Source organism: Kitasatospora sp. NPDC056273, from assembly GCF_042268845.1.
GTDB lineage: Bacteria > Actinomycetota > Actinomycetes > Streptomycetales > Streptomycetaceae > Kitasatospora.
Map to the genome: position 1 here is coordinate 30,752 of NZ_JBHJSJ010000055.1, position 18,799 is coordinate 49,550.

The 18,799-nt window shown below is 73.6% G+C and carries 14 protein-coding genes and 1 CRISPR repeat array; of the genes, 12 read left to right on the top strand and 2 right to left on the bottom strand.

Going from position 1 to position 18,799, the window contains the following annotated elements:
• The first annotated feature begins 63 nt into the window (after positions 1-63).
• Both ACFCY1_RS33685 and ACFCY1_RS33690 read left to right on the top strand, forming a co-directional pair.
• Positions 64-669 (top strand): NUDIX hydrolase, encoded by a 606-nt coding sequence (locus ACFCY1_RS33685; RefSeq protein ID WP_375877045.1) that lies wholly within the window; start codon positions 64-66, stop codon positions 667-669.
• A gap of 69 nt (positions 670-738) precedes the next feature.
• On the top strand, positions 739-1,140 hold the full coding sequence (locus ACFCY1_RS33690) for an NUDIX domain-containing protein (RefSeq protein ID WP_117486925.1): 402 nt from the start codon (positions 739-741) through the stop codon (positions 1,138-1,140).
• Between the two features lies 1 nt (position 1,141).
• On the opposite strand, the gene ACFCY1_RS33695 is transcribed toward ACFCY1_RS33690, so the two are convergent.
• A complete protein-coding gene (locus ACFCY1_RS33695; RefSeq protein ID WP_375877046.1) occupies positions 1,142-2,506 on the bottom strand; it encodes a wax ester/triacylglycerol synthase family O-acyltransferase in 1,365 nt (454 codons plus the stop codon).
• Between the two features lie 284 nt (positions 2,507-2,790).
• Between ACFCY1_RS33695 and ACFCY1_RS33700 the strand changes: the two genes are divergently transcribed.
• From ACFCY1_RS33700 to ACFCY1_RS33725, 6 genes are all read left to right on the top strand, one after another.
• Complete coding sequence (locus ACFCY1_RS33700) at positions 2,791-3,774, top strand: alpha/beta hydrolase family protein (RefSeq protein ID WP_049655836.1); 984 nt, start codon at positions 2,791-2,793, stop codon at positions 3,772-3,774.
• Between the two features lie 13 nt (positions 3,775-3,787).
• On the top strand, positions 3,788-5,332 hold the full coding sequence (locus ACFCY1_RS33705; protein WP_375877047.1) for a peptidoglycan DD-metalloendopeptidase family protein: 1,545 nt from the start codon (positions 3,788-3,790) through the stop codon (positions 5,330-5,332).
• Positions 5,329-6,804: a hypothetical protein gene (locus tag ACFCY1_RS33710; RefSeq protein WP_375877048.1), complete on the top strand. Its 1,476-nt coding sequence runs from the start codon at positions 5,329-5,331 to the stop codon at positions 6,802-6,804. Before ACFCY1_RS33705 ends, ACFCY1_RS33710 begins: the two co-directional genes overlap by 4 nt.
• 119 nt (positions 6,805-6,923) lie before the next feature.
• Complete coding sequence (locus tag ACFCY1_RS33715; RefSeq protein ID WP_375877049.1) at positions 6,924-9,008, top strand: family 43 glycosylhydrolase; 2,085 nt, start codon at positions 6,924-6,926, stop codon at positions 9,006-9,008.
• A 142-nt stretch (positions 9,009-9,150) separates the two neighbouring features.
• A complete protein-coding gene (locus tag ACFCY1_RS33720) occupies positions 9,151-9,912 on the top strand; it encodes a serine/threonine protein kinase (protein WP_375877050.1) in 762 nt (253 codons plus the stop codon).
• Positions 9,913-9,924: 12 nt separating this feature from the next.
• On the top strand, positions 9,925-11,328 hold the full coding sequence (locus ACFCY1_RS33725; protein WP_375877051.1) for a serine/threonine-protein kinase: 1,404 nt from the start codon (positions 9,925-9,927) through the stop codon (positions 11,326-11,328).
• Between the two features lie 333 nt (positions 11,329-11,661).
• On the opposite strand, the gene ACFCY1_RS33730 is transcribed toward ACFCY1_RS33725, so the two are convergent.
• Positions 11,662-12,252 carry a hypothetical protein gene (locus ACFCY1_RS33730; RefSeq protein ID WP_375877052.1) on the bottom strand — a complete coding sequence of 197 codons (591 nt, stop codon included), beginning with the start codon at positions 12,250-12,252 and terminating at the stop codon, positions 11,662-11,664.
• A gap of 1,835 nt (positions 12,253-14,087) precedes the next feature.
• Positions 14,088-14,637: direct repeats of the CRISPR family, unit length 29 nt; unit sequence GTTGCAAGCCCTCCAGGGCTGATTACGAC.
• Between the two features lie 212 nt (positions 14,638-14,849).
• On the opposite strand from ACFCY1_RS33730, the gene cas6 reads away from it, so the two are divergent.
• From cas6 to cas5, 4 genes are read left to right on the top strand one after another with little or no spacing between them, the layout of a single operon-like run.
• Positions 14,850-15,614 (top strand): CRISPR-associated endoribonuclease Cas6, encoded by a 765-nt coding sequence (cas6, locus tag ACFCY1_RS33735; RefSeq protein WP_375877053.1) that lies wholly within the window; start codon positions 14,850-14,852, stop codon positions 15,612-15,614.
• A 50-nt stretch (positions 15,615-15,664) separates the two neighbouring features.
• A complete protein-coding gene (locus ACFCY1_RS33740; protein WP_375877054.1) occupies positions 15,665-17,023 on the top strand; it encodes a hypothetical protein in 1,359 nt (452 codons plus the stop codon).
• Complete coding sequence (cas7i, locus tag ACFCY1_RS33745) at positions 17,024-18,085, top strand: type I-B CRISPR-associated protein Cas7/Cst2/DevR (RefSeq protein WP_375877055.1); 1,062 nt, start codon at positions 17,024-17,026, stop codon at positions 18,083-18,085. It begins immediately after the preceding gene.
• The gene (gene cas5 / locus ACFCY1_RS33750; RefSeq protein ID WP_375877056.1) at positions 18,082-18,789 is read left to right on the top strand and encodes a CRISPR-associated protein Cas5; all 708 of its coding nucleotides are present in this window, start codon (positions 18,082-18,084) and stop codon (positions 18,787-18,789) included. Before cas7i ends, cas5 begins: the two co-directional genes overlap by 4 nt.
• The last annotated feature ends 10 nt before the right edge of the window (positions 18,790-18,799 follow it).

Below are 18,799 nucleotides of genomic sequence, written 5' to 3' on the forward strand. Positions count from 1 at the left end.
GGCGCACCCCGTCCACCGGCGTCCGTGGGCGTCCGTGGGCGTCCACCGGCGCGGAAGGCCAGGATGAACATCGAGACGCTACGCCCGGCCCCGGACACCTACGCGGAGTACTGCGTGCTCTGCCGGGGCGGCCCCGTCACCTGGACCACGGCCGGGGGCAGGCGGGAGGTCCGCTGCGGCGACTGCGGTGGGCGCAGCGCCCGGGCCATCGTCATCGACCCCGGCATCTCCTGGTGGTCCGCCGAGGACGGCGAGTACTGGCACGAGACCGCGGCGGTCTTCGTCCGCGATCCGGCGGACAGGTTCCTGCTCTTCCAACGCGTCGCGTTCCCCTACGCGTTGACGGTCCCGGCCGGCCATGTCGACCGGGACGAGGACCCGGCCGACGCCGCGGCCCGCGAACTGCGCGAGGAGGTCGGCCTGACCGCCGGCGGCCGGCTCCGGTTCGTCGCCACGTTCCCGATCCCGGGCGACTCCTGCCGACGCGGATCCGACGCCCACGTCTGGCACGTGTACCTGCTGACGGTGCCGGACGGGGGCCGCGTCACCGTCAACGAGGAGGGCGAGGCGCCCCGTTGGCTCACGCTGGACGAAGCGCTGGCGGCCGACCTGACCCACGCCGTGCGGCAGGTCGTCACCACCTGCACGGAGCAACTGCTGGACGGCTGAGGGCCGGTGGGGGCGGTATCCTCGGGGACCGGCCGGAGCAACCGGTCGGAGCAACAGGAGGACTGGTCCATGGCGGCGCTCATCGACAAGGTGGCGTGGATCCACCTGGAGAACGGCCTGGTGCTGAGCACGCGTTCCCACGGCAAGGACGCCTACTACCTGCCCGGGGGGAAGCGCGAGCCGGGGGAGAGCGACCTCGACACGCTGTGCCGGGAGATCGAGGAGGAGCTGTCCGTCGCCGTCGTACGGGACTCGGCCGCCCTGCTGGGCGTCTTCGAGGCCCAGGCCCACGGGCACGGCCAGGGCGTGGTCGTCCGCATGACCTGCTACACCGCCGCGTACGAGGGGGTGCTCGCGCCGGCCAGTGAGATCGCCGAGCTGGTGTGGCTCACCCACGCCGACCGGCACCGGACGTCCCCCGTGGACCGGATCATCTTCGACCGGCTGCGGGCCGACGGGCTGCTGCGCTGACCTACGTTCTTTCCAACGCGTCCTCCAGGAGGCCGAGTTGGTCGCCCAGCGCGTCCCCCAGCCCGTCCAGCGGGGCGAGCAGGGAACGGTCCCCCACCAGGCCCAGGTTCAACCGGCCGCCCGCCGAGCGGGCCGCGATGAACAGGCCGACCCCGTGGCAGACGCTGCCCAGCGGGTGGACCGTCGCCAACGGGCAGCCGGCGAAGTACATCCGCTGCGCGGAGCCGGGGATGTTCGACACCACGACGTTGTACGGGGGGCGGGTCGCGCCACCCAGGCCCAGCACGTTCTGCGCGACGAACGGCCAGGTGAACAGGGCCCCGTAGAGCCCGGTGGAGCCCTTCGGCAGCTCGCCCAGCTCCCGTTTGGCCAGCGCGCTGGACCGGGCCACGGCGCGCAGCCGCTCCAGCGGGTCGGCCACGTCGGTGCCGAGGCTCATGACCGTCATGGCGAAGGAGTTGGCGGTGGACGCGTCGCCCGCCTCCCTCGTCGAGACGGGGGTGCCAGCGGTCAGGGACCGCGCCGGAAGCGCCCCGGCCGCGGCCAGGCACTGCCGGAGGGCGCCCCCGCACACCGCCAGCAGGACGTCGTTGACGGTCGTTCCGGCGTCCTTCGCCACCGCCCGGAACCGGTCGAACTCGTAGCTGCGGGTGATCACTTGGCGCTGCCGCCCGACGGCGGCGTTCAGCGGGGAGCGCGGGACCAGGAACGGCACCGCGCGGGTGCGGTCGGCCCTGGCCCGCACGCCCCGAGCCATGGTCCTGGCGGCCCGGCCGAGGCCCAGCGCGGTGGCCGCGAGCCCGCGGGCCGTCGGTCCTTCCGCCCCGGTGCTGTGGTCGGCGGGGGCGGCGATGCTCCACAGCGGGCGCAGCCCCTCGTCCCGCGGATCGGTGCTCAGCATGCGCCGCAGGCGCTGTTGGACGCCGAGCCCGTCCGTGAGCGCGTGGTGCACCTTGACGTACAGGGCGAACCGGCCGTCCGCCAGGCCCTCGATCAGATGGCACTCCCACAGCGGCCGCGTGGTGTCGAGCGGCCGGGCGTGCAACCGGGAGACGAGGTCGGTCAGTTCGCGCTCGCCGCCGGGCGCGGGCAGCGCGGAGCGGCGCAGGTGGTACGACCGGTCGACGTCCTGCCCGGCGAGCTCCTCCCAGGTGCCGTCGAAGGCCCCCCAGCGTGCGTGGCGCGGCCGGAAGGTGAAGGGGGCCGCGACGGGCGCGGCGACGAGCCGCTCGAACAGGCGCTGTACGTACGGCCCGGGTTCGGCACCGGCGGGCGGCCCGAAGGTGGCCAGGAGCGCCACGTGCTGGGGAGTGGTGGCGGACTCCAAGGCGAGAAAGACCCGGTCGGGCATCCTGATCCTGGCCACAGCACCCCTCCTGTCCGCGTCCGGTCACCAGTCTGGTGGCGGCGGCACCGCCGGACAAGAGCGCACCGTCGGACAGGGACGCGCGGCCGAATCGGCACCTGTCCGCGGGCCGACGACCCGACGCTCCGGGAACGCACCAGTCTCCGCGCCCGGCCCCGCCGCTGTCAGTCCGTATGGTTCCGGATTCCGCGCCCCTCGGCGGGTGGCTACCGTCCGAACCGTCCGAACGACGGACATCCGGCGGTCGCGGACCGGCCGCCGACACGCGCCCTCAGGAGGTCACGGTGACCGCGAACCACCCCACCCGCAGGAGCATCCTCAAGTCCGCCGGCGGGCTCGGCGCCGCGCTGGCGCTCGGCGGCGCGAGCGTCCTCGCGACGGCCTCGACCGCCCACGCCGCCGACGACGGCTTCGGCCTGCACATCACCGACCGCGGTGAGGCCGACGCCCGGATGTGGTACTACCGCTTCCACACCGCCGAGATCGGCTGGGACCCGGCCGTCAACGTGCTGCTCCCCGACGACTACCACACCAGCGGGCGCACCTACCCCGTCCTCTACCTCCTGCACGGCGGCCTCCAGGACTTCATCGAGTTCGACCGCCAGGGCGTCCGCGACTGGACCATCGGCAAGCCCCTGATCGTGGTGATGCCCGACGGCGGGCAGGCCGGCTGGTACTCCAACCCGGTCAGCACCAACGTCGGCCCCCGCAACTGGGAGTCCTTCCACATCAACCAGCTGATCCCGTGGGTCGACGCCAACTTCCGCACCTTCGCCGAGCCCGAGGGCCGCGCCGTCTCCGGCTTCTCCATGGGCGGCTTCGGCGCCCTGAAGTACGCGGCCAAGTACTGGGGCCACTTCGCCTCGGTCAGCGCCCACTCCGGCCCGGCCAGCCTGCGCCGCGACAACGGCGCGGTCGTCCACTGGGCCAACGTCTCCGCCGCCGTCAAGGACCTGGCCGGCGGCACCATCTACGGCGCGCCGCTGTGGGACCAGGCCAGGGTGACCGCCGACAACCCGGTCGAGCGCCTGGAGAGCTACCGCAACAAGCGGATCTTCCTGGTCGCCGGCACCAGCCCCGACCCGACCAACCCCTTCGACACCTTCAACGAGACCGCGGTGCTGGCCGGGCAGCGGGAGTTCCGCGCCCTGCTCGACGGTGCCGGCATCCCGTACGAGGCCCACGAGGAGTCGGGCGGCCACTTCATCCGGCCCGACATGATGCGGCGCGACATCGACGGCATCATCGGCCGCCTCCGCAAGGCGTGAGGGGGCCGCACCGATGATCTCCCGCACCTCGCGGCGGGCCCTGGCCGTGGTGGCCCTGCTGCTGCCGGTCGCCGTCCCGGCCGCTCCCGCTGTCGCCGTTCCCGCCGCTACCGCTGCTCCCGCTGTTGCCGCCGGGTTCGCGGCGGCCTGCCCGACCGACGGCGCCATCACCCAGCACTACACCGCGGAGCACAACGGCATCGACATCGCCAACAACCGCGGCACCCCGATCTACGCGGTCGGCGACGGCAAGGTCGTCATCTCCGGCCCGGTGTCCGACTACGGCCAGTGGATCCGCATCCTGCACCCGGACGGGACCATCACCGAGTACGGGCACATGCAGCGGCGGGACGTGTTCGAGGGCGACGACGTGAGGGCCGGCCAGCAGATCGCGCTGATGGGCAGCGAGGGCAACTCCACGGGCCCGCACCTGCACCTGCGGGTCTGGGCCGACCCGAACGCGTCCCAGCGCACCGACCCGGAGCCGTACCTCACGGAGCGCGGCGTCACCGTGCCCTGCGTCCCCGGGAGCGGTCCCCGGCCCGCGCCGCTGGTGTATCCGGCCGAGTCCGGCCGGGTGGTGTCGGCCCGGTCCGCGGACGGGCGCCTGGAGGTCTTCGCCGCCGGGGCGAGCGGTGTCTCGCACGCCTGGCAGACCGTGGTCAACGGGGCCTGGTCGGAGTGGGAGAGCCTCGGCGGCCCGGGCGGCGCCGAACTCGCCATCGGTCCGAACGCGGACGGCCGGCTGGAGGTGTTCGCCCTCAACGGCACCACCCTCCAGCACCGTTACCAGCTCCAACCGTCCGGCGCCTGGTCCGGCTGGGAGGACTTCGGCGGCGGCGGCCACGACCTCGCCGTCGGCTCCAACCAGGACGGGCGGCTCGAAGTCTTCGCCTCGGGACCGGCCGCCGTCTTCCACCGCTACCAGACCGCGCCCAACGGCGGCTGGTCCGGTTGGGAGGGCACCGGCGGAGGCCCGGCCAACAGTGAGATCGAGCTCGGGAAGGCCCCCGACGGCCGCCTCGAAGTCTTCGCCCTCAACGGCGACACCTTCCAGCACCAGTGGCAGACGGACGTCAACGGCGGCTGGTCCGCCTGGGACGCGACCTTCGGCGGCGGGGGACACGACCTCACCGTCAGCCACAACCGGGACGGCCGCCTGGAGGTCTTCGCCTCGGGGCCGGTCGGCGTCTACCACAAGTACCAGACGAACCCCACCAGTTGGTCCGGTTGGGAAGCCACCGGCGGCCCCGCCGACTCCCGGCTCACCAGCGAACTGACCGCGGACGGCCGGGTCGAGGCCTTCGCCATCAACGGCAGCACCGCGCAGCACATCTGGCAGACCGGCCTCAACGCCCCGTACGGCCAGTGGGAGACCTTCGGCACCGGCGGCACCGAGATCGGCGCCGCCGCCAACGCCGACGGCCGGATCGAGGTGTTCGGCGCCAACACCGACGGCGTGCACCACCGTTGGCAGACCGGCTTCTCCACCTGGTCCGAGTGGGCCTGGCTGAACACCACTCCCGGGCCCGCCGCCAGTCGAGGAGCCACCCCGTGACCGGACCGCAGCACGCCCGCCGGGCGCCCCACCGCGCCCTGCTGTCCGCGATCGCCGCCCTGGGCGTCACGGCGGGCCTGACGGTCGCCGCGCCCTCTGCCCCGGCCGCCACCGGCAGCGACCTGTGCGCCGAGGTCGCCTACCAGGCGGGCTTCCGGGGCGAGGCCCTGGTGACCGCGATCGCCGTCGGCCTCGCCGAGTCCAGCTGCAACCCGCTGGCCTCCAACCGCCAGGGCAACCAGCCGGACTACTCCATCGACCGCGGCCTGTGGGAGATCAACGACCACTGGCACAAGGAGGTCTCCGACGCCTGCGCCTACGACGCCCAGTGCAACGCCGACGCGGCCTACCGGATCTCCAACGGCGGCCTCGACTGGCACCAGTGGTCGACCTACAGCGCGCGCGCCCACGTGCGGCACCTGGAGGAGGCCCAGGCCGCCGTCGACCGGCTCGGCCACCACGAGCCCGGCCCCGCACCGCTGGAGTACCCGGCGGAGTCCGGCCGGGTGGTCTCGGCCCGGTCCGCCGACGGACGCCTCGAAGTCTTCGCGGCCGGGAAGAACGGCGTCTCGCACGCCTGGCAGACCGCGATCAACGGCGGCTGGTCGGAGTGGGAGGACCTCGGCGGCCCGGGCGGCGCCGAACTCGCCATCGGCCTGAACGCGGACGGTCGGCTGGAGGTGTTCGCCCTCAACGGCACCACCCTCCAGCACCGTTACCAGCTCCAGCCGTCCGGCGCCTGGTCCGGGTGGGAGGACTTCGGCACCGGCGGCCACGACCTCGCCGTCGGCTCCAACCAGGACGGGCGGCTCGAAGTCTTCGCCTCGGGACCGGTCGGCGTCTTCCACCGGTACCAGACGGCGCCCAACAGCGGCTGGTCCGGCTGGGAGGGTACCGGCGGCGGCCCCGCCGACAGCGAGATCGAACTCGGCAAGGCCCCCGACGGGCGGCTGGAGGTCTTCGCCCTCAACGGCAGCGTCTTCCAGCACCAGTGGCAGACCGCCGTCAACGGCGGCTGGTCCGCCTGGGACTCCACCTTCGGCACCGGCGGCCACGACCTCACCGTCAGCCACAACCAGGACGGCCGGCTCGAGGTCTTCGCCTCCGGTCCGGCCGGCGTCTACCACAAGTACCAGACGGACCCGACCAGTTGGTCCGGCTGGGAGGCCACCGGCGGTCCCGCCGACGCGCAGCTGACCAGCGGGCGTTCGCCGGACGGCCGGGTGGAGGTGTTCGCCATCAACGGCAGTACGGCGCAGCACATCTGGCAGACCGGCCTGAACGCCCCGTACGGCCAGTGGGACGCCTTCGGCACCGGCGGCACCGAGATCGGCTCGGCGAACAACGCCGATGGCCGGATCGAGGTCTTCGGCGCCAACACCGACGGCGTGCACCACAAGTGGCAGACCGGCTTCTCCACCTGGTCCGAGTGGGCCTGGCTGAACACCACCCACGGACCCGCCGCCGGCTGACCACACCCGGACCCGCCGCCGGCTGACCACACCCGGACCCGCCGCCGACTGGCCACACCCGGACCCCCCGCCGGCTGACGACGCCGGAAGCCCCGCCGGAAACCCTCTGGAGCGCAGTGATGCACCCGATCAGCAGGCGCGGCCTGCTGCGGGCGGCCGGAGCGGGAGCCCTCGTGCTCCCGCTCGCGGGCCGTACCGCCCCGGCGGCCTACGCCGTCCCGACCGGCGCCTCCGTCGGCGCCGCCTGGGTCGGCGCCGGCCCGTTCGACCACGTCTACGACCCGTCCACCGCGCGCCGCCGCTACCTCAACGACCACACCCTGGTCCAGGCCGACGGGCGCTGGCACCTGTTCAGCATCGTCGGCGACAGCGCGCCGCCCGGGCAGGCGCCCGACAGCGCGGCCGAGGTCTCGCTCGCGCACGCCTCGGCGCCCTCCCCGTCCGGGCCGTGGCGGAGCCACCCGGACGCGCTGACCGTCGACGCCTCGTACTTCGGCGAGGAGCACCTGTGGGCCCCGCACGTCGTCGAGTCGGGCGGCGTGCACTGGATGTTCTACGCGGCGGGCGGACGCGCCGGGGCGGCGGTCAACGCCGCCACCTCCACCGACCTGTCCACCTGGACGAGGCTGCCGTCCGGTCCGCTGTTCCGCGGGACCGCCGCGCGCGACCCGATGGTGCTGCGGATCGGCGCCGAGTGGGTGATGTACTACACCGAGCTGTCCGGCCCCGGCGGCCGCCACCAGGTCTGCTACCGGCGCTCCGCCGACCTGCTGACCTGGGGCGAGCCCGGCGTGGCCTTCGCCGACTCGGCCACCGCCGCGGACGGCGTCTCGGTCACCGAGTCGCCCTTCGTGGTGGCCCGGGACGGCTGGTACTACCTGTTCATCGGACCGCGGAACGGCTATGAGGGCACCGACGTCCTCGCCTCCCAGGACCCGTTCCGCTTCTCCCTCGACGGCTACGCCGGCCATGTGCCCGGCCACGCGGTGGAGGTGGTCACCGACGGGCGGCAGTGGTGGGCCAGCACCGCCGGCTGGTTCCGGCGCGGCCTCTACCTGGCCCCGCTGGACTGGCGGTCCACCCCGCCGCCCTGGCAGAGCCCGGACAACCCCGTCGCCGCCCCGGACGTCCACGGCCGGCTGACCGTGTTCGCCCTCGACGCCGCCGACCGGTCGGTGCTGCGCCGGGTCCAGACCGGCCCGGACACCGACACCTGGTCGGACTGGGAGGTGTTCGGGACACCCGCCGGCGCGGTGCCCGTCCTGGGCCGCAACGCCGACGGCCGGCTGGAGGTGTTCTCGCTCGCCCCCGACGGCGCCGCCCTGCACCACCGCGTCCAGCGGAGCGACGGCGGCTGGTCGGACTGGGAGGCCTTCGGCGGCCCGGCCGGCGCCGCCCCCGCCGTCGCCCGGAACGCCGACGACCGGCTGGAGGTCTTCGCGCTCGCCCCCGGCGGCGCCCTGATCGCCCGCCGCCGCCAGTCCTCGCCCGGCTCGACCGGCTGGGACGACTGGGACCCGGGCTTCGGCGGCCCGGCGGGCGCGCCGCCGGCCGTCGCCGCCAACGCCGACGGCCGGCTGGAGGTGTTCGCGCTCGCGCCCGGCGGCGCCGCGCTGCTGCACCGCTGGCAGACCTCGCCCGGCGGCACCTGGTCCGCCTGGGAGCCCTTCGGGACGCCCGCCGGGGCCGCGCCCAGGGTGGCCCGCGACGGCACCGGGCGGCTGAACGTCACCGCGATCGCCCCGTCCGGCACGGCCGCCTTCCACCGCCGCCAGTCGGTGCCCAGCGGGGGCTGGGACGCCTGGCAGCCGCTGCTCGGCTGGTCCACCGCCGCGCCGCCGGTGATCGCCGGCTCGGACGGCCGACTGGAGGCCTTCACCCTCTCCCCGGGCGGCGAACGCCTCGCCCACCGCTGGCAGTCGGCGCCCGCCGGAGCCTGGGCACCGACGGACGTGCTCGGCGAGGACTTCGGCGAGCCCGGCCTGGTGCTCGCGGCGCCGCCCTCGGCCGCGGCCGACTCCACCGGGCGGCTGCACGTCTTCGCGGTGGCCGAGGACGGCCGGGTGCGCACCCGCGTCCAGGACCGGCCCGGTGGCGGCTGGCGGCCGTGGGCCGCCTTCGGCGACCGGCTGGTGGCGCCGCTGCGGTCGGGGGCGCCGATGGGTGCGGTGGCACCCGTGCGTTCGGGGGCGCCGATGCGCTGACCGAACGCCTGTACCCTCCGCTCCCGCTTTGTCAAGTAGCCTGCGGCATCCGGTTTATTGTCGTACGCGAAGAGGTACCGTTCGTCCGTCCGGCAAGAGCCGGCGCGCGAAACGGGGGAGCGGTGCGCGGGACGGAGGAGCGGTGAGCGGGATTGTCGTCCACCTGCCGGAGGGGAACGGCGACGACACGGTGACCTTACGGCTCGGTCCGGGAGAACGGGCCCGCTTCGGCCGGGGCTCCGCCCGCATCCCCGTGGAGCTGCGCCTCGGCGACGAGACGGTCTCCCGACTGGCCGGTGAGATCCACGCGACCGACGACCACTGGCAGTTGAGCAACCTCAGCAACACCCACGCCTACCTGGTGGAGAACCCGGAGGGCGCCGGCGAGTACCTGCGGGTGCCGCCACGGCGGATCGGCGCGCCGATCCCCTTCGAGTTCTCCCGGGTGGTGCTGCCCTCCCGGCGGGAAACCCCGCTCTCCTTCCAGGTGTTCGCGCCCGACCACGTCTACCTGGACCCGGACGCCCACGGCGGCTCCCGGGAGAGCCGCACCATGACGGCGTACTCGCTGGACGAGACCGCCACCTACTTCCTGGTCCTGGTCGCACTCTGCGAACCGTGGCTGCGCGACCGCTCCCCGGCCGCCGTCCCCACCACCCCGCAGGTGGTCGCCCGGCTGCACGGCCACCCCGCCTGCGCCCGGCTCACCGCCCGCGCCGTCAGCTCGCACCTCGACTACCTCGCCGACGAGAAGCTCCGCATCGACCTGCCCGACGGCGACCGCGCGGACCGCCGCAGCGGCAAACGCGAGGCCGTGGTGGGGATCGCGCTGAAGTTCGGCATCGTCCGCGAGGAGCACCTCGCGCTCCTGCCGGCCCCCGAACCCGCCCGCACCGGACGGTAGGGAGGGGCGGAGATGCCGCAAGACCCGGCCTTTCCCGGGGAGGCCGTCCCCAGGGAGGGCGTCCCCAGCGAGGGCGTCCCCGAGCAGGACTTCCCCGGGGACGGCGAGGAACTGCTGCCGGCCGGCCACCGGGTCGGCGAGTGGACCGTCACCGGGCTGCTCGGCGAGGGCGGCTGGGCGACGGTCTACGCCGCCCGCCGGGCCGACGGCGGGGCCGGCCGCGCGGACGACGCGGACGGCACGGTCGCCCTCAAGGTGCTGCCGACCGCCGGACTCGCCCCCCGCCAGGCCCGCCAGGTCGCCGAAGCCGCCCGCCGCGAAACCGAGTTGGGCCGCACTGCCCCGCACCCCCGACTGGTCCGGCTGCTCGACACCCTCGTCCTGGCCGCCCCCGACCAGCCCACCCTCGACGGCGCGATCGTCCTCGTCATGGAACGCGCCCGCTGCACCCTGCGCGACCTGCTCGCCCTCGGCGTCGACGAGGCCGAGGGCGCCCGGATCGTCACCGGCATCTGCGAAGGCCTGGCCCACCTGCACCGCTCCGGCTGGGTCCACACCGACCTCAAACCGGAGAACGTCCTCATCGGCGCCGACGGCGAGGTCCGCCTCTCCGACTTCGGCCTCGCCATCGAACTCACCGGCACCCACGGCCACTGCTCCCCGATGGGCACCCCCGACTACCTCCCGCCGGAACGCTGGACGGAACCGCTCGGCGAACACGGCGTCAAAGTCCGTACCACAGCGGACATCTGGGCGCTCGGCATCGTCATCCACGAGGTCTTCGCCGACGGCGGCCGCCCCTTCCCCGGCGTCACCCCCACCGCCCGCAGCGCCGCCGCCCAACAGTACGCGGAAGGCCGCGCCGCCCTGCGACTGGCCGCCGCCGTCCCCCCGTTCTGGCGCGCCCTCGCCGCCGACTGCCTCGCCCCCACCCACGCCGCCCGCGCCCCGCACACGGCGGAGAGCCTGCTCGCGCGCATCCGCGCCGACCGGGGCCCGCGCCGCCCGCGCCGTCCGAGCACCGCTTTGCTGGCCCTGGCCTCCTGCGCCACGGCCGCCGTCACCGCCACCGCCCTCTGGCCACACCCGGAACCGCCGCCCGGACAGCCCGCCCACGTCCGCGTCTTCAACGCCGAACGCGGCTGCCAGGACCGCACCGACCGCGACCCCCAGTGCAGCCTCGGCCTCGCCGTCGACCCCCTGCGCCCCTACACCGCCGACAACGTCGGCCCCGTCCGCGTCTGGCACAACGACACCCTCGACGCCGACTGCCAACTCCCCACCGGCCTCCCCGTCATCAACGAGGAAGACCTCACCTCCACCCTCTGGTACCGCATCCGCCTCCCAGGCCACACCCCCGCCTGGCTCCCCGCCGTCCGCACCCGCGACCGCCCCGCCCTGCTCCGCTGCCCATAACCGCCCTACGCGCCATCGGTCTTCCCGACCCCGGCCGCGAGGTCGCCACCGTCCTACGGCCGCACCGCCGCCGACCAGGCCCGTCGCGACCGCGCCCGTCCCGTCCGCGCAGTGGGTGTGCGGACGGAACGGGCGGGAAATGCCCTGGCAGCGGGCTACCGGGTGATCAGGACGTACCCGTCACCGCCGGTGCTCACAGCGGTGTTCCTGGCGCTGCCGCCACCGGTACCCGACTGGTCGTCCGGGCCGGGCGGTGGTGCGCCGCCGTTCCCGCCCCTGCCCCGCCGCTGCTGCCGCCGGTGCCGCCGCCACCGCCCCGGCCCGCGCCGCCGCTCACGCCTCCGTCCCCGCCCCGGAGGATCCGGTGATCGCAGAACCGTTGTGAACGCGGACGAAGGTGTCCCCGCCATTGCGGGGCCTCGCGCCGACGGACCCCGCCGTCCCCGCAGCACCGGGTTCGGCCGGGCGCAGAGTGGCGCCCGCCGCACCGCCCCCACCACCTGCACCGCCATCGCCACTCCGACCTTCGGGGACGCCGCCCCGGCCGACGATGACCACGAGGCGCATGCCCGGGGTCACCGGCACGGCGGTGCAGGCCAGGGCCGCTCCGCCGCCCCCGCCGCCGCCACCGGCCCCTCCGGCGCTGCCGCCGCCCGTGGCGCTGCCGAGGAAGGTCCAGTTACCGCTTCCTCCGCCGCCCTCACCCCCACCTCCGCCACCGGGCGCGCCCCCGCCCCCCGGGCCGAGCGCGTACAGGTTCAGCGAGGTGACGCCCTCGGGCACCTTGAAGAGGTAGATGTCGGCCTTGCCGTACGCCTGCTGGCCGTGGGGCTGGTCGGCCAGGGTCGGGGAGCGGGCCGTCCTCGGGACGGCGGGGTGGGCGGGAGCCGCCGCCGCGAGCAGACAGCACAACGCCACAGGCACCCCGAGCAGCACGCCCGGCCGCCCGAGCGGAAGCACCCGGCGCGCACGGTGCGCACGGGAGCGCCGCACCGGAGGCACGACGGACGACGACGAAGCGGACCCACGGACGGGCCCGCACGATCCACGGAGTCTCATGGTCCCCTTGTGGCCGGACCTCCGGGGCCGGGACCCGCCGATCGCCTCTGGCGGTACATCAGAGGAGGCAGAGCGCGGGCGTGCGAACGAGGCCGCACGCCCGGGGCTTCCCAGGGGGACATCCAGTATGTCGCCCCGGCAGGGGAGTTGCATCCTCCGGAGCCGCCGGCGCACACTCCCGTGTAACCCGTCGGTGGGCGGGCTGGAGGCCACTCTGTACCCTGGCAGCCCGCTACGGCGTTGCAACCGGCTCTACGGAACGCCCGGCATCCAGTTCCGGGCGCACGGGCCGATCGTGCCCGCGGTCAAGAGGCACGCCTGCCGGGACGGCGGCGCTGCCCGGGCCGGCGCAGCCGGGCACTGTTCCGGCCACCCCCCTTCGGACGCGGCTTCGGGGCACGGTCGAACCGAGTCCTCGACCGCTTCAACTCGGCCACCCGACGCGACGATCGCCGGGTACGGCGCGGGCGCCGTACGGATGGCTCCACCGCTGTGCCGGGCGGCAGATCCGCCCGCCGCCTGGCGCGGCCCTTGATGAACTGAAGGGACCACTCCAACACGATGCTCAGGACTACTCCCACGACCTTGACCGCAGCTTCGTCCTGCCACAGCAATTCCATGAACCGCACTTCCATCCTCCAGTGAATCGACATGCTGGAGGGGTGTAGATCACGCGGCCGGGCCGACACCCAGCCCGTGGGCGCCCACCCCGGAACGACCGGCCGCGTCGGCCCTCCCGGGAGCCCGGGGAACCAGAGGTACCCGGAGCCGGGCGACTCCACAGGCGATGGCCAGCGGCTCCGGCACACCTTCGGTACCCGACCTCAGGACGCACGCGGCTGGCGGAGGATCTATTCGGGCTTCCAGCCGCCGCCGCCGGCGGGCGCACAGCGGGGTGAGGGGATGCGGTCCCTGAACGCGCCGCTCGCGATGCCAATCCGGACGCATCGCTGCGGATGGCGCTACGCGGGCAACCGCAGCGCCCGGCACGACGGCGGCCAGCAGCGCGTCGACGAGCACGAGAACGGATTCCGAGACGTTCACCTGGTCATCCCCCCACGGGACAGAGGCCTTGGCGACAAGCCGCGCATAGTGCTGGGGTCTTCGCGCTCAGGGCAGCACCAGTATTGGTTGGTCCTTCATGGATCAGCCCAAGGCTTGCTGGCCGCTGGGCTTGGCTGCTGCATCCGACAGTTGATAAAGCCGCAGGTGAGAGGCTAAGTGTCGGATGATGAGTGTGGTTTGGGAGCAGTCCGGCCCGGGGCTGATGTCACCCGATCGTGGGACGCCCGTCTTGATTGGTGGGCCCTCGCGATGCCGGTGAGCTCATCAGCGAACTAGATGACTCGCTCCGATGAATCAACCTGCGAGCAAGTTCGGGAGCAGTGGCACCGGGAGCGGACTGGCACCGCGCATGGGTGATTACGTCGACCCTGAGCGTTGGTCGCGGAGCTGTCGAGACTGGTTCGGATGAGCGTGTTGGCCAGCGGCGGTGTCCGCCCGAGGACTTCACCGCCGCCAGCCTCTCGGCCAACTCTATGGCGCGCTCATTGCAAGCCCTCTAGGGCTGATGAGAACGAACCTGACCGGCGCCACGACGGCACCGTACGAGTGTCGGCCCGCCAAGGCTAGCGGCCTTCGTCGGAGCTCAGCAACGATCACCGCCCCTATCGGGAGAGCCTCGTGAGCCCGTTCGCCCCGTTGCGTGCCCTCCAGGGCTGATCACTACATGAAGCTCGGCGCCGACCGCATTACCCACACCGTGTTGCGAGCCCTCCAGGGCTGGTTATGACGCCCAGCCTCTGTCCCGGGGCCTCGCCTCCTTGATCCCGTTGCAAGCCCTCCAGGGCTGATTACGACGCGGGAGACCCGGGCGTGGAGCATGGCCGCCTACAAGTTGCAAGCCCTCCAGGGCTGATTACGACGGGACAGCTGGCCGCCCCAGGCGGAGGCCTTGTAGCGTTGCAAGCCCTCCAGGGCTGATTACGACCGGGGGTGAGGCGGGTCGTCCAGTCGTAGCCGGCGGGTTGCAAGCCCTCCAGGGCTGATTACGACTTCTTGCTGATCTTCTTGGCCATCAGGACCTCCGGCGTTGCAAGCCCTCCAGGGCTGATTACGACCACCCCGGACGGCCTCAAGGCGGACCCCACCACGGCGTTGCAAGCCCTCCAGGGCTGATTACGACGGGACGCGGCCGCCGTATTCACCGCGGCGGACCTGAGTTGCAAGCCCTCCAGGGCTGATTACGACCCGAGGGTAAAGCACCAGGCCCAGCGACGTGCGCGGTTGGCGTGCGGCGAAGCCGTTGCGGCGACTCGGCGGTAGTGCATCGTGGCAGGTCAGGGCGTTTTGGGGCTGGTGCCTCTGCGGGTGGACGCTATTCCCGTCGCGGGGCTGGTGGCGGTGACGCCGGGGCCTCTAGCACATATGGCTGGCTATTGCTCCAAATCGTGAGGAATGCGGTGTCGATCGTTCACGCCCGACTACCTTGCGGCGTGTTCGGGTTGCGGCACGCGGGTCGGGAGAGTCTGGTGCGGGTGAGGGTCGATGTGACGCCGGATGCGTCGAGTGTGCGGTGGGAGGACGTGCACGGGGCGGCGCGGGGTGTGGTGTACGGGTTGCTCGGTGGGCAGGACGAGGCCCTGGCACAGGCCCTGCACGACGGCGGGTGGCGGGGGAAGCCGTTGAAGCCGGTGGGGGTGGCCGGGCCGCTGTTTCTGGGGGCGCCGCGGAAGAGGGGCGTGTACTCCACGTCGCGGGACGGTTCGGTGTGGTTCGGGTCGCCGGTGCCGGAGATCGCGTCCGTGCTGGTGCGCGCTTTGGCCGGGGCCGATGAACTGGTGTGGGGCGCAACGCGGTTGCGGGTGCGCGGGGTCGCGGTGGACATGGATGCGGTGCTGCCGCCGGGGGAGGGGCCGGCGGAGTTGGAGACGATGACGCCGGTCGTGCTCAAGCACGAGAGCTGGAACCTGCTCCCGGGCGACGAGCACTACCTGGACCGCCTCCAGCACAACCTGGCGCACAAGGCGGACGTGTTGGGCCTGCCGGCCCCGCACGGTCTGCGGGTGCTGGAAGCTGGCCCCCGGCGGCGGTTCACGGTGCGTGGGGCGCCGCGGATCGGGGCGCGGGTGCGGGTGGCGATGGAGGCTGACGGCCGGTTCGTGAACGCGATCCGTTCCTGGGGGCTGGGCTTGGACACGATCCAGGGCTTCGGGTGGGTACGGTGACGGCCCTCGTCGCGTCCGGTCATCCCTTGCAGCGGGCGGGTGCCTGGGCCGTGGCCGTCATCGCCGAGCGCGACGTCCCGGGCCGGGTGAGCGCCGCAGACCTCGACGCCATGGCGTCCACCCTGGTGGCGGACGTGCTGGCGGCCGCGACGGCACCCAAGGACAGCGGCGGCCGCTACGACTGGTGGAAGGTCCTGTTCGCGCTGTACCCGAACTCGAAGGCCACACACGGCAAGCGGCCCTCCGACCCGAACGTGCTGAGGCCGGACATCGAAAGGCTCTTCGCCCCGGACGCCCCGCAGTCCGGGCCGGTGCGGCCGTGCACGTTCTGCGGCGCCGGTACGGCGGTGGTCTGGGCGAAGTCGAATCTCCCCCTGTTCGACACCAGCAAGGCCCTGAACACCCTGCCGCCCGGCGTCCCCGGCTGGCCGGTCTGCCGGGGGTGCCGGATCACGATGTGGGCGCTGCCCTACGGCGCCTGGGTGACGGCCGGCTCGGCCACCGTCCTGTCCTGCCAGGAACCGGGCGCCGAGCGGGAGTTCGCCCGCCGTAACGTACGGCGTGCCCGTCGCGTCATGCAGGCCGGTTTCGCCGGGATGCCCGCCGGGGCCAGGCCCGAGCTCGTCGTCCTCGCCGGGCTGCGGGACGCCACCGACGGCCTGTGCGCGACCACCTTGTGGAGCTTCAAGAACGACAACCAGGAGCCCTGGCTGCGCGTCACCCGCACCCGGCGCGCTGTCCCGGCCTTCCTCGCCACCGTCGACGGCAACGCGCCGCTGCGTCGTGGCTGGCACCTGCTGCGTCGTGTCCTGGCCTGGCCGGACGCCGGGAGGAGCGGCGCGAGTGAGGCGGCGCGGCTGCTGTTCGAGGCGGAGGACGGGCGGAGTCGCCCGCTGCTCGGGCAGGTGCACCGCCTCCTCGCGGATCCCGACGGCGCGTGGAGCGTCGACGACCGCGAGGCCCTGGTCCGGCTTGCCTTCACCTACGCCGAGGAGGTCTTCGGAATGGAAACGGATCTTGAACCGGTGGCGACGCTGATCGCCGACTGGATCGCCCAGGACGGCTCGCGCGGGCGCCTGGCCGAGTACCGCAGGGCCGCGCTCAACGACTACCAGCTCGGCGCGCTCATGGTGAAGGCCTACACGCGTCTGCAACTGGACGGAAACAAGACGCCGTTGGCGGGCCCCGAGCTGTGGAAGCCGCTGATCGGGCGCCGGCCGCGCGCCTGGGAGCAGCGGATGCTCCTGTTCGCGCTGGTGTCGGTGATGCTCCAGCGCCGAGGGGTCGCGATCAGCGGCAAGGAGCCCGACCCGCAGCAGGAACGCGAGATCGAGGAGCTGGCGGAGCAACCGGCGTTCGGCGTGGACGCCGAGGACGAGTACGACGCATACGAGATGGAGCGGGCGTAAATGGCTTACCTGGCAGGGATGATGGTGCTCTCCGTGCAGGCCGGGGCACCCAACAACGGGCGGAGCGAGGAGACGGTGTCCCGCGTCAAGTTCGCGCGGGTCAGGGGCCGCAAGTACCCGTACGTGTCCGCGCAGGCGGCGCGTCGCTGGATCCGGGAGACCATGGTCGAGCGCGGCTCGGTACCGTCCCCCGTCACCCGGGTCGGCAAGGCGCAGGGTAAGGCGCAGAAGGCCAACACCCAGGCGGATCCCGTTCGTTACCCGGACGACGACCTGTTCGGCTACATGCGGGCGGGTGCGAGGAAGGACGACGCGGCGACCACCCTGCGCGACAGCCCGTTCATGCTCGGCACCCTGATGTCCGTCGAACCCGCCTACCCGACCGAGGACTTCGGCGTCATGTCCCGGGGGGTGACCGAACCCGTGCTGCACGGACACGAGTTCTACACCGCCGACCTCGCCGCGCCCTTCCTGCTCGACCTCCCGAGGATCGGCACGTTCACCCTGCCCGGCGCGGACGGGGTGGGCCGGCCCAACTACCTCACCCAGGAGCAGGCGCTCCAGGTGGCGGAGGCCGCCGCGCTCGGCGCGACCACCGGATCGTTCCGCGACCAGCCGGCTGTCCGGCTGCCGTTGGAGGAGCGGCGCCGCCGGGCCGCGCTGCTGCCCGAGGCGATCGCGCACCTGAGCGGCGGGGCGAAGCAGGCCCTGCACTACGGCGACCGGGTGCCCGCGCTGATCGTCCTGGTCCCCTTCAAGGGCGGCATCAACCCGCTGGGCCACGTGATCGACAGCGACCCCGACACGGGGGTGCGGGTGCGCGGGGACGTCCTGGTCCAGGAGCTCGAAGCGTGGGCGGGGGAGTGGGAGGGGCCGGTACGGATCGGTTGGCGGCCCGGCTTCCGCGACCAGGCGCGCGAGGACTTCGAGAAGCAGTGCGAGCGGCAGCTGGCCGAGGGCACCATCGTCGTCGACCACCCCCGGACTGTTCTGCTCAAGCTGGCGGAGGAACTGCGCGCGGGCGAGCTGGACGGCTGGTTCGACGACCCGGAGCCGCGATGACCCCGGCGCCACCGGGCGGGCCGGTACGGGCCCTGCGTGCGACGTTCCACGCGCCCGTGGCCTCCTTCCGGGACCCGCTGTTCCCCGGTGTCACCCGCGTTCTCCCGGTGCCGCCGCCGTCCACCGTCCGCGGGCTGCTGGCGGCCGCCACCGGCGCGTACGCCGAACCCTTCGTCCTCGGCATGGCGGCCTGGTCGGAAGGCCACGGTACCGACACCGAGACCTACCACCCGATCGCCGCCGACGGCAGCAACCCGTCCGCCGGCGGCCGCATCCGGGCCGGAAAGGGCGGTACGACGGCCAAGGACCGGCCCTTCCTCGCCGACGTCCACCTGACCCTGTGGCTGCCCGAACCGGGAGCGGACGGCGACCGGTTCGCCCGGGCGCTGCGTCGGCCTCGTCACGCCCTGCGCCTGGGCCGCTCCCAGGACCTCGTCCACCTCACCGGACTGGCTCACGTCGTCCTCGAACCCGCCGAGCGGGCGGTCGTCGGCCACGCCCTCGCCCCCGCCGACGGCCACGACGTGCCCTCCGCCCACGAGCACCGCCTCGCCGATACCGTCTCCGCCGACCGCCTCACCACCCGCTGGTCGCCGTACCTATGGTGCGACGAACCCGCCGGGGCGGCACCGGTCCGCGGCGCCTACCGAGAAGCACCCACCAGTAACGAGGACACCCAAGCCGTATGGCTGCTGACCCCCTGACCCCACCCCT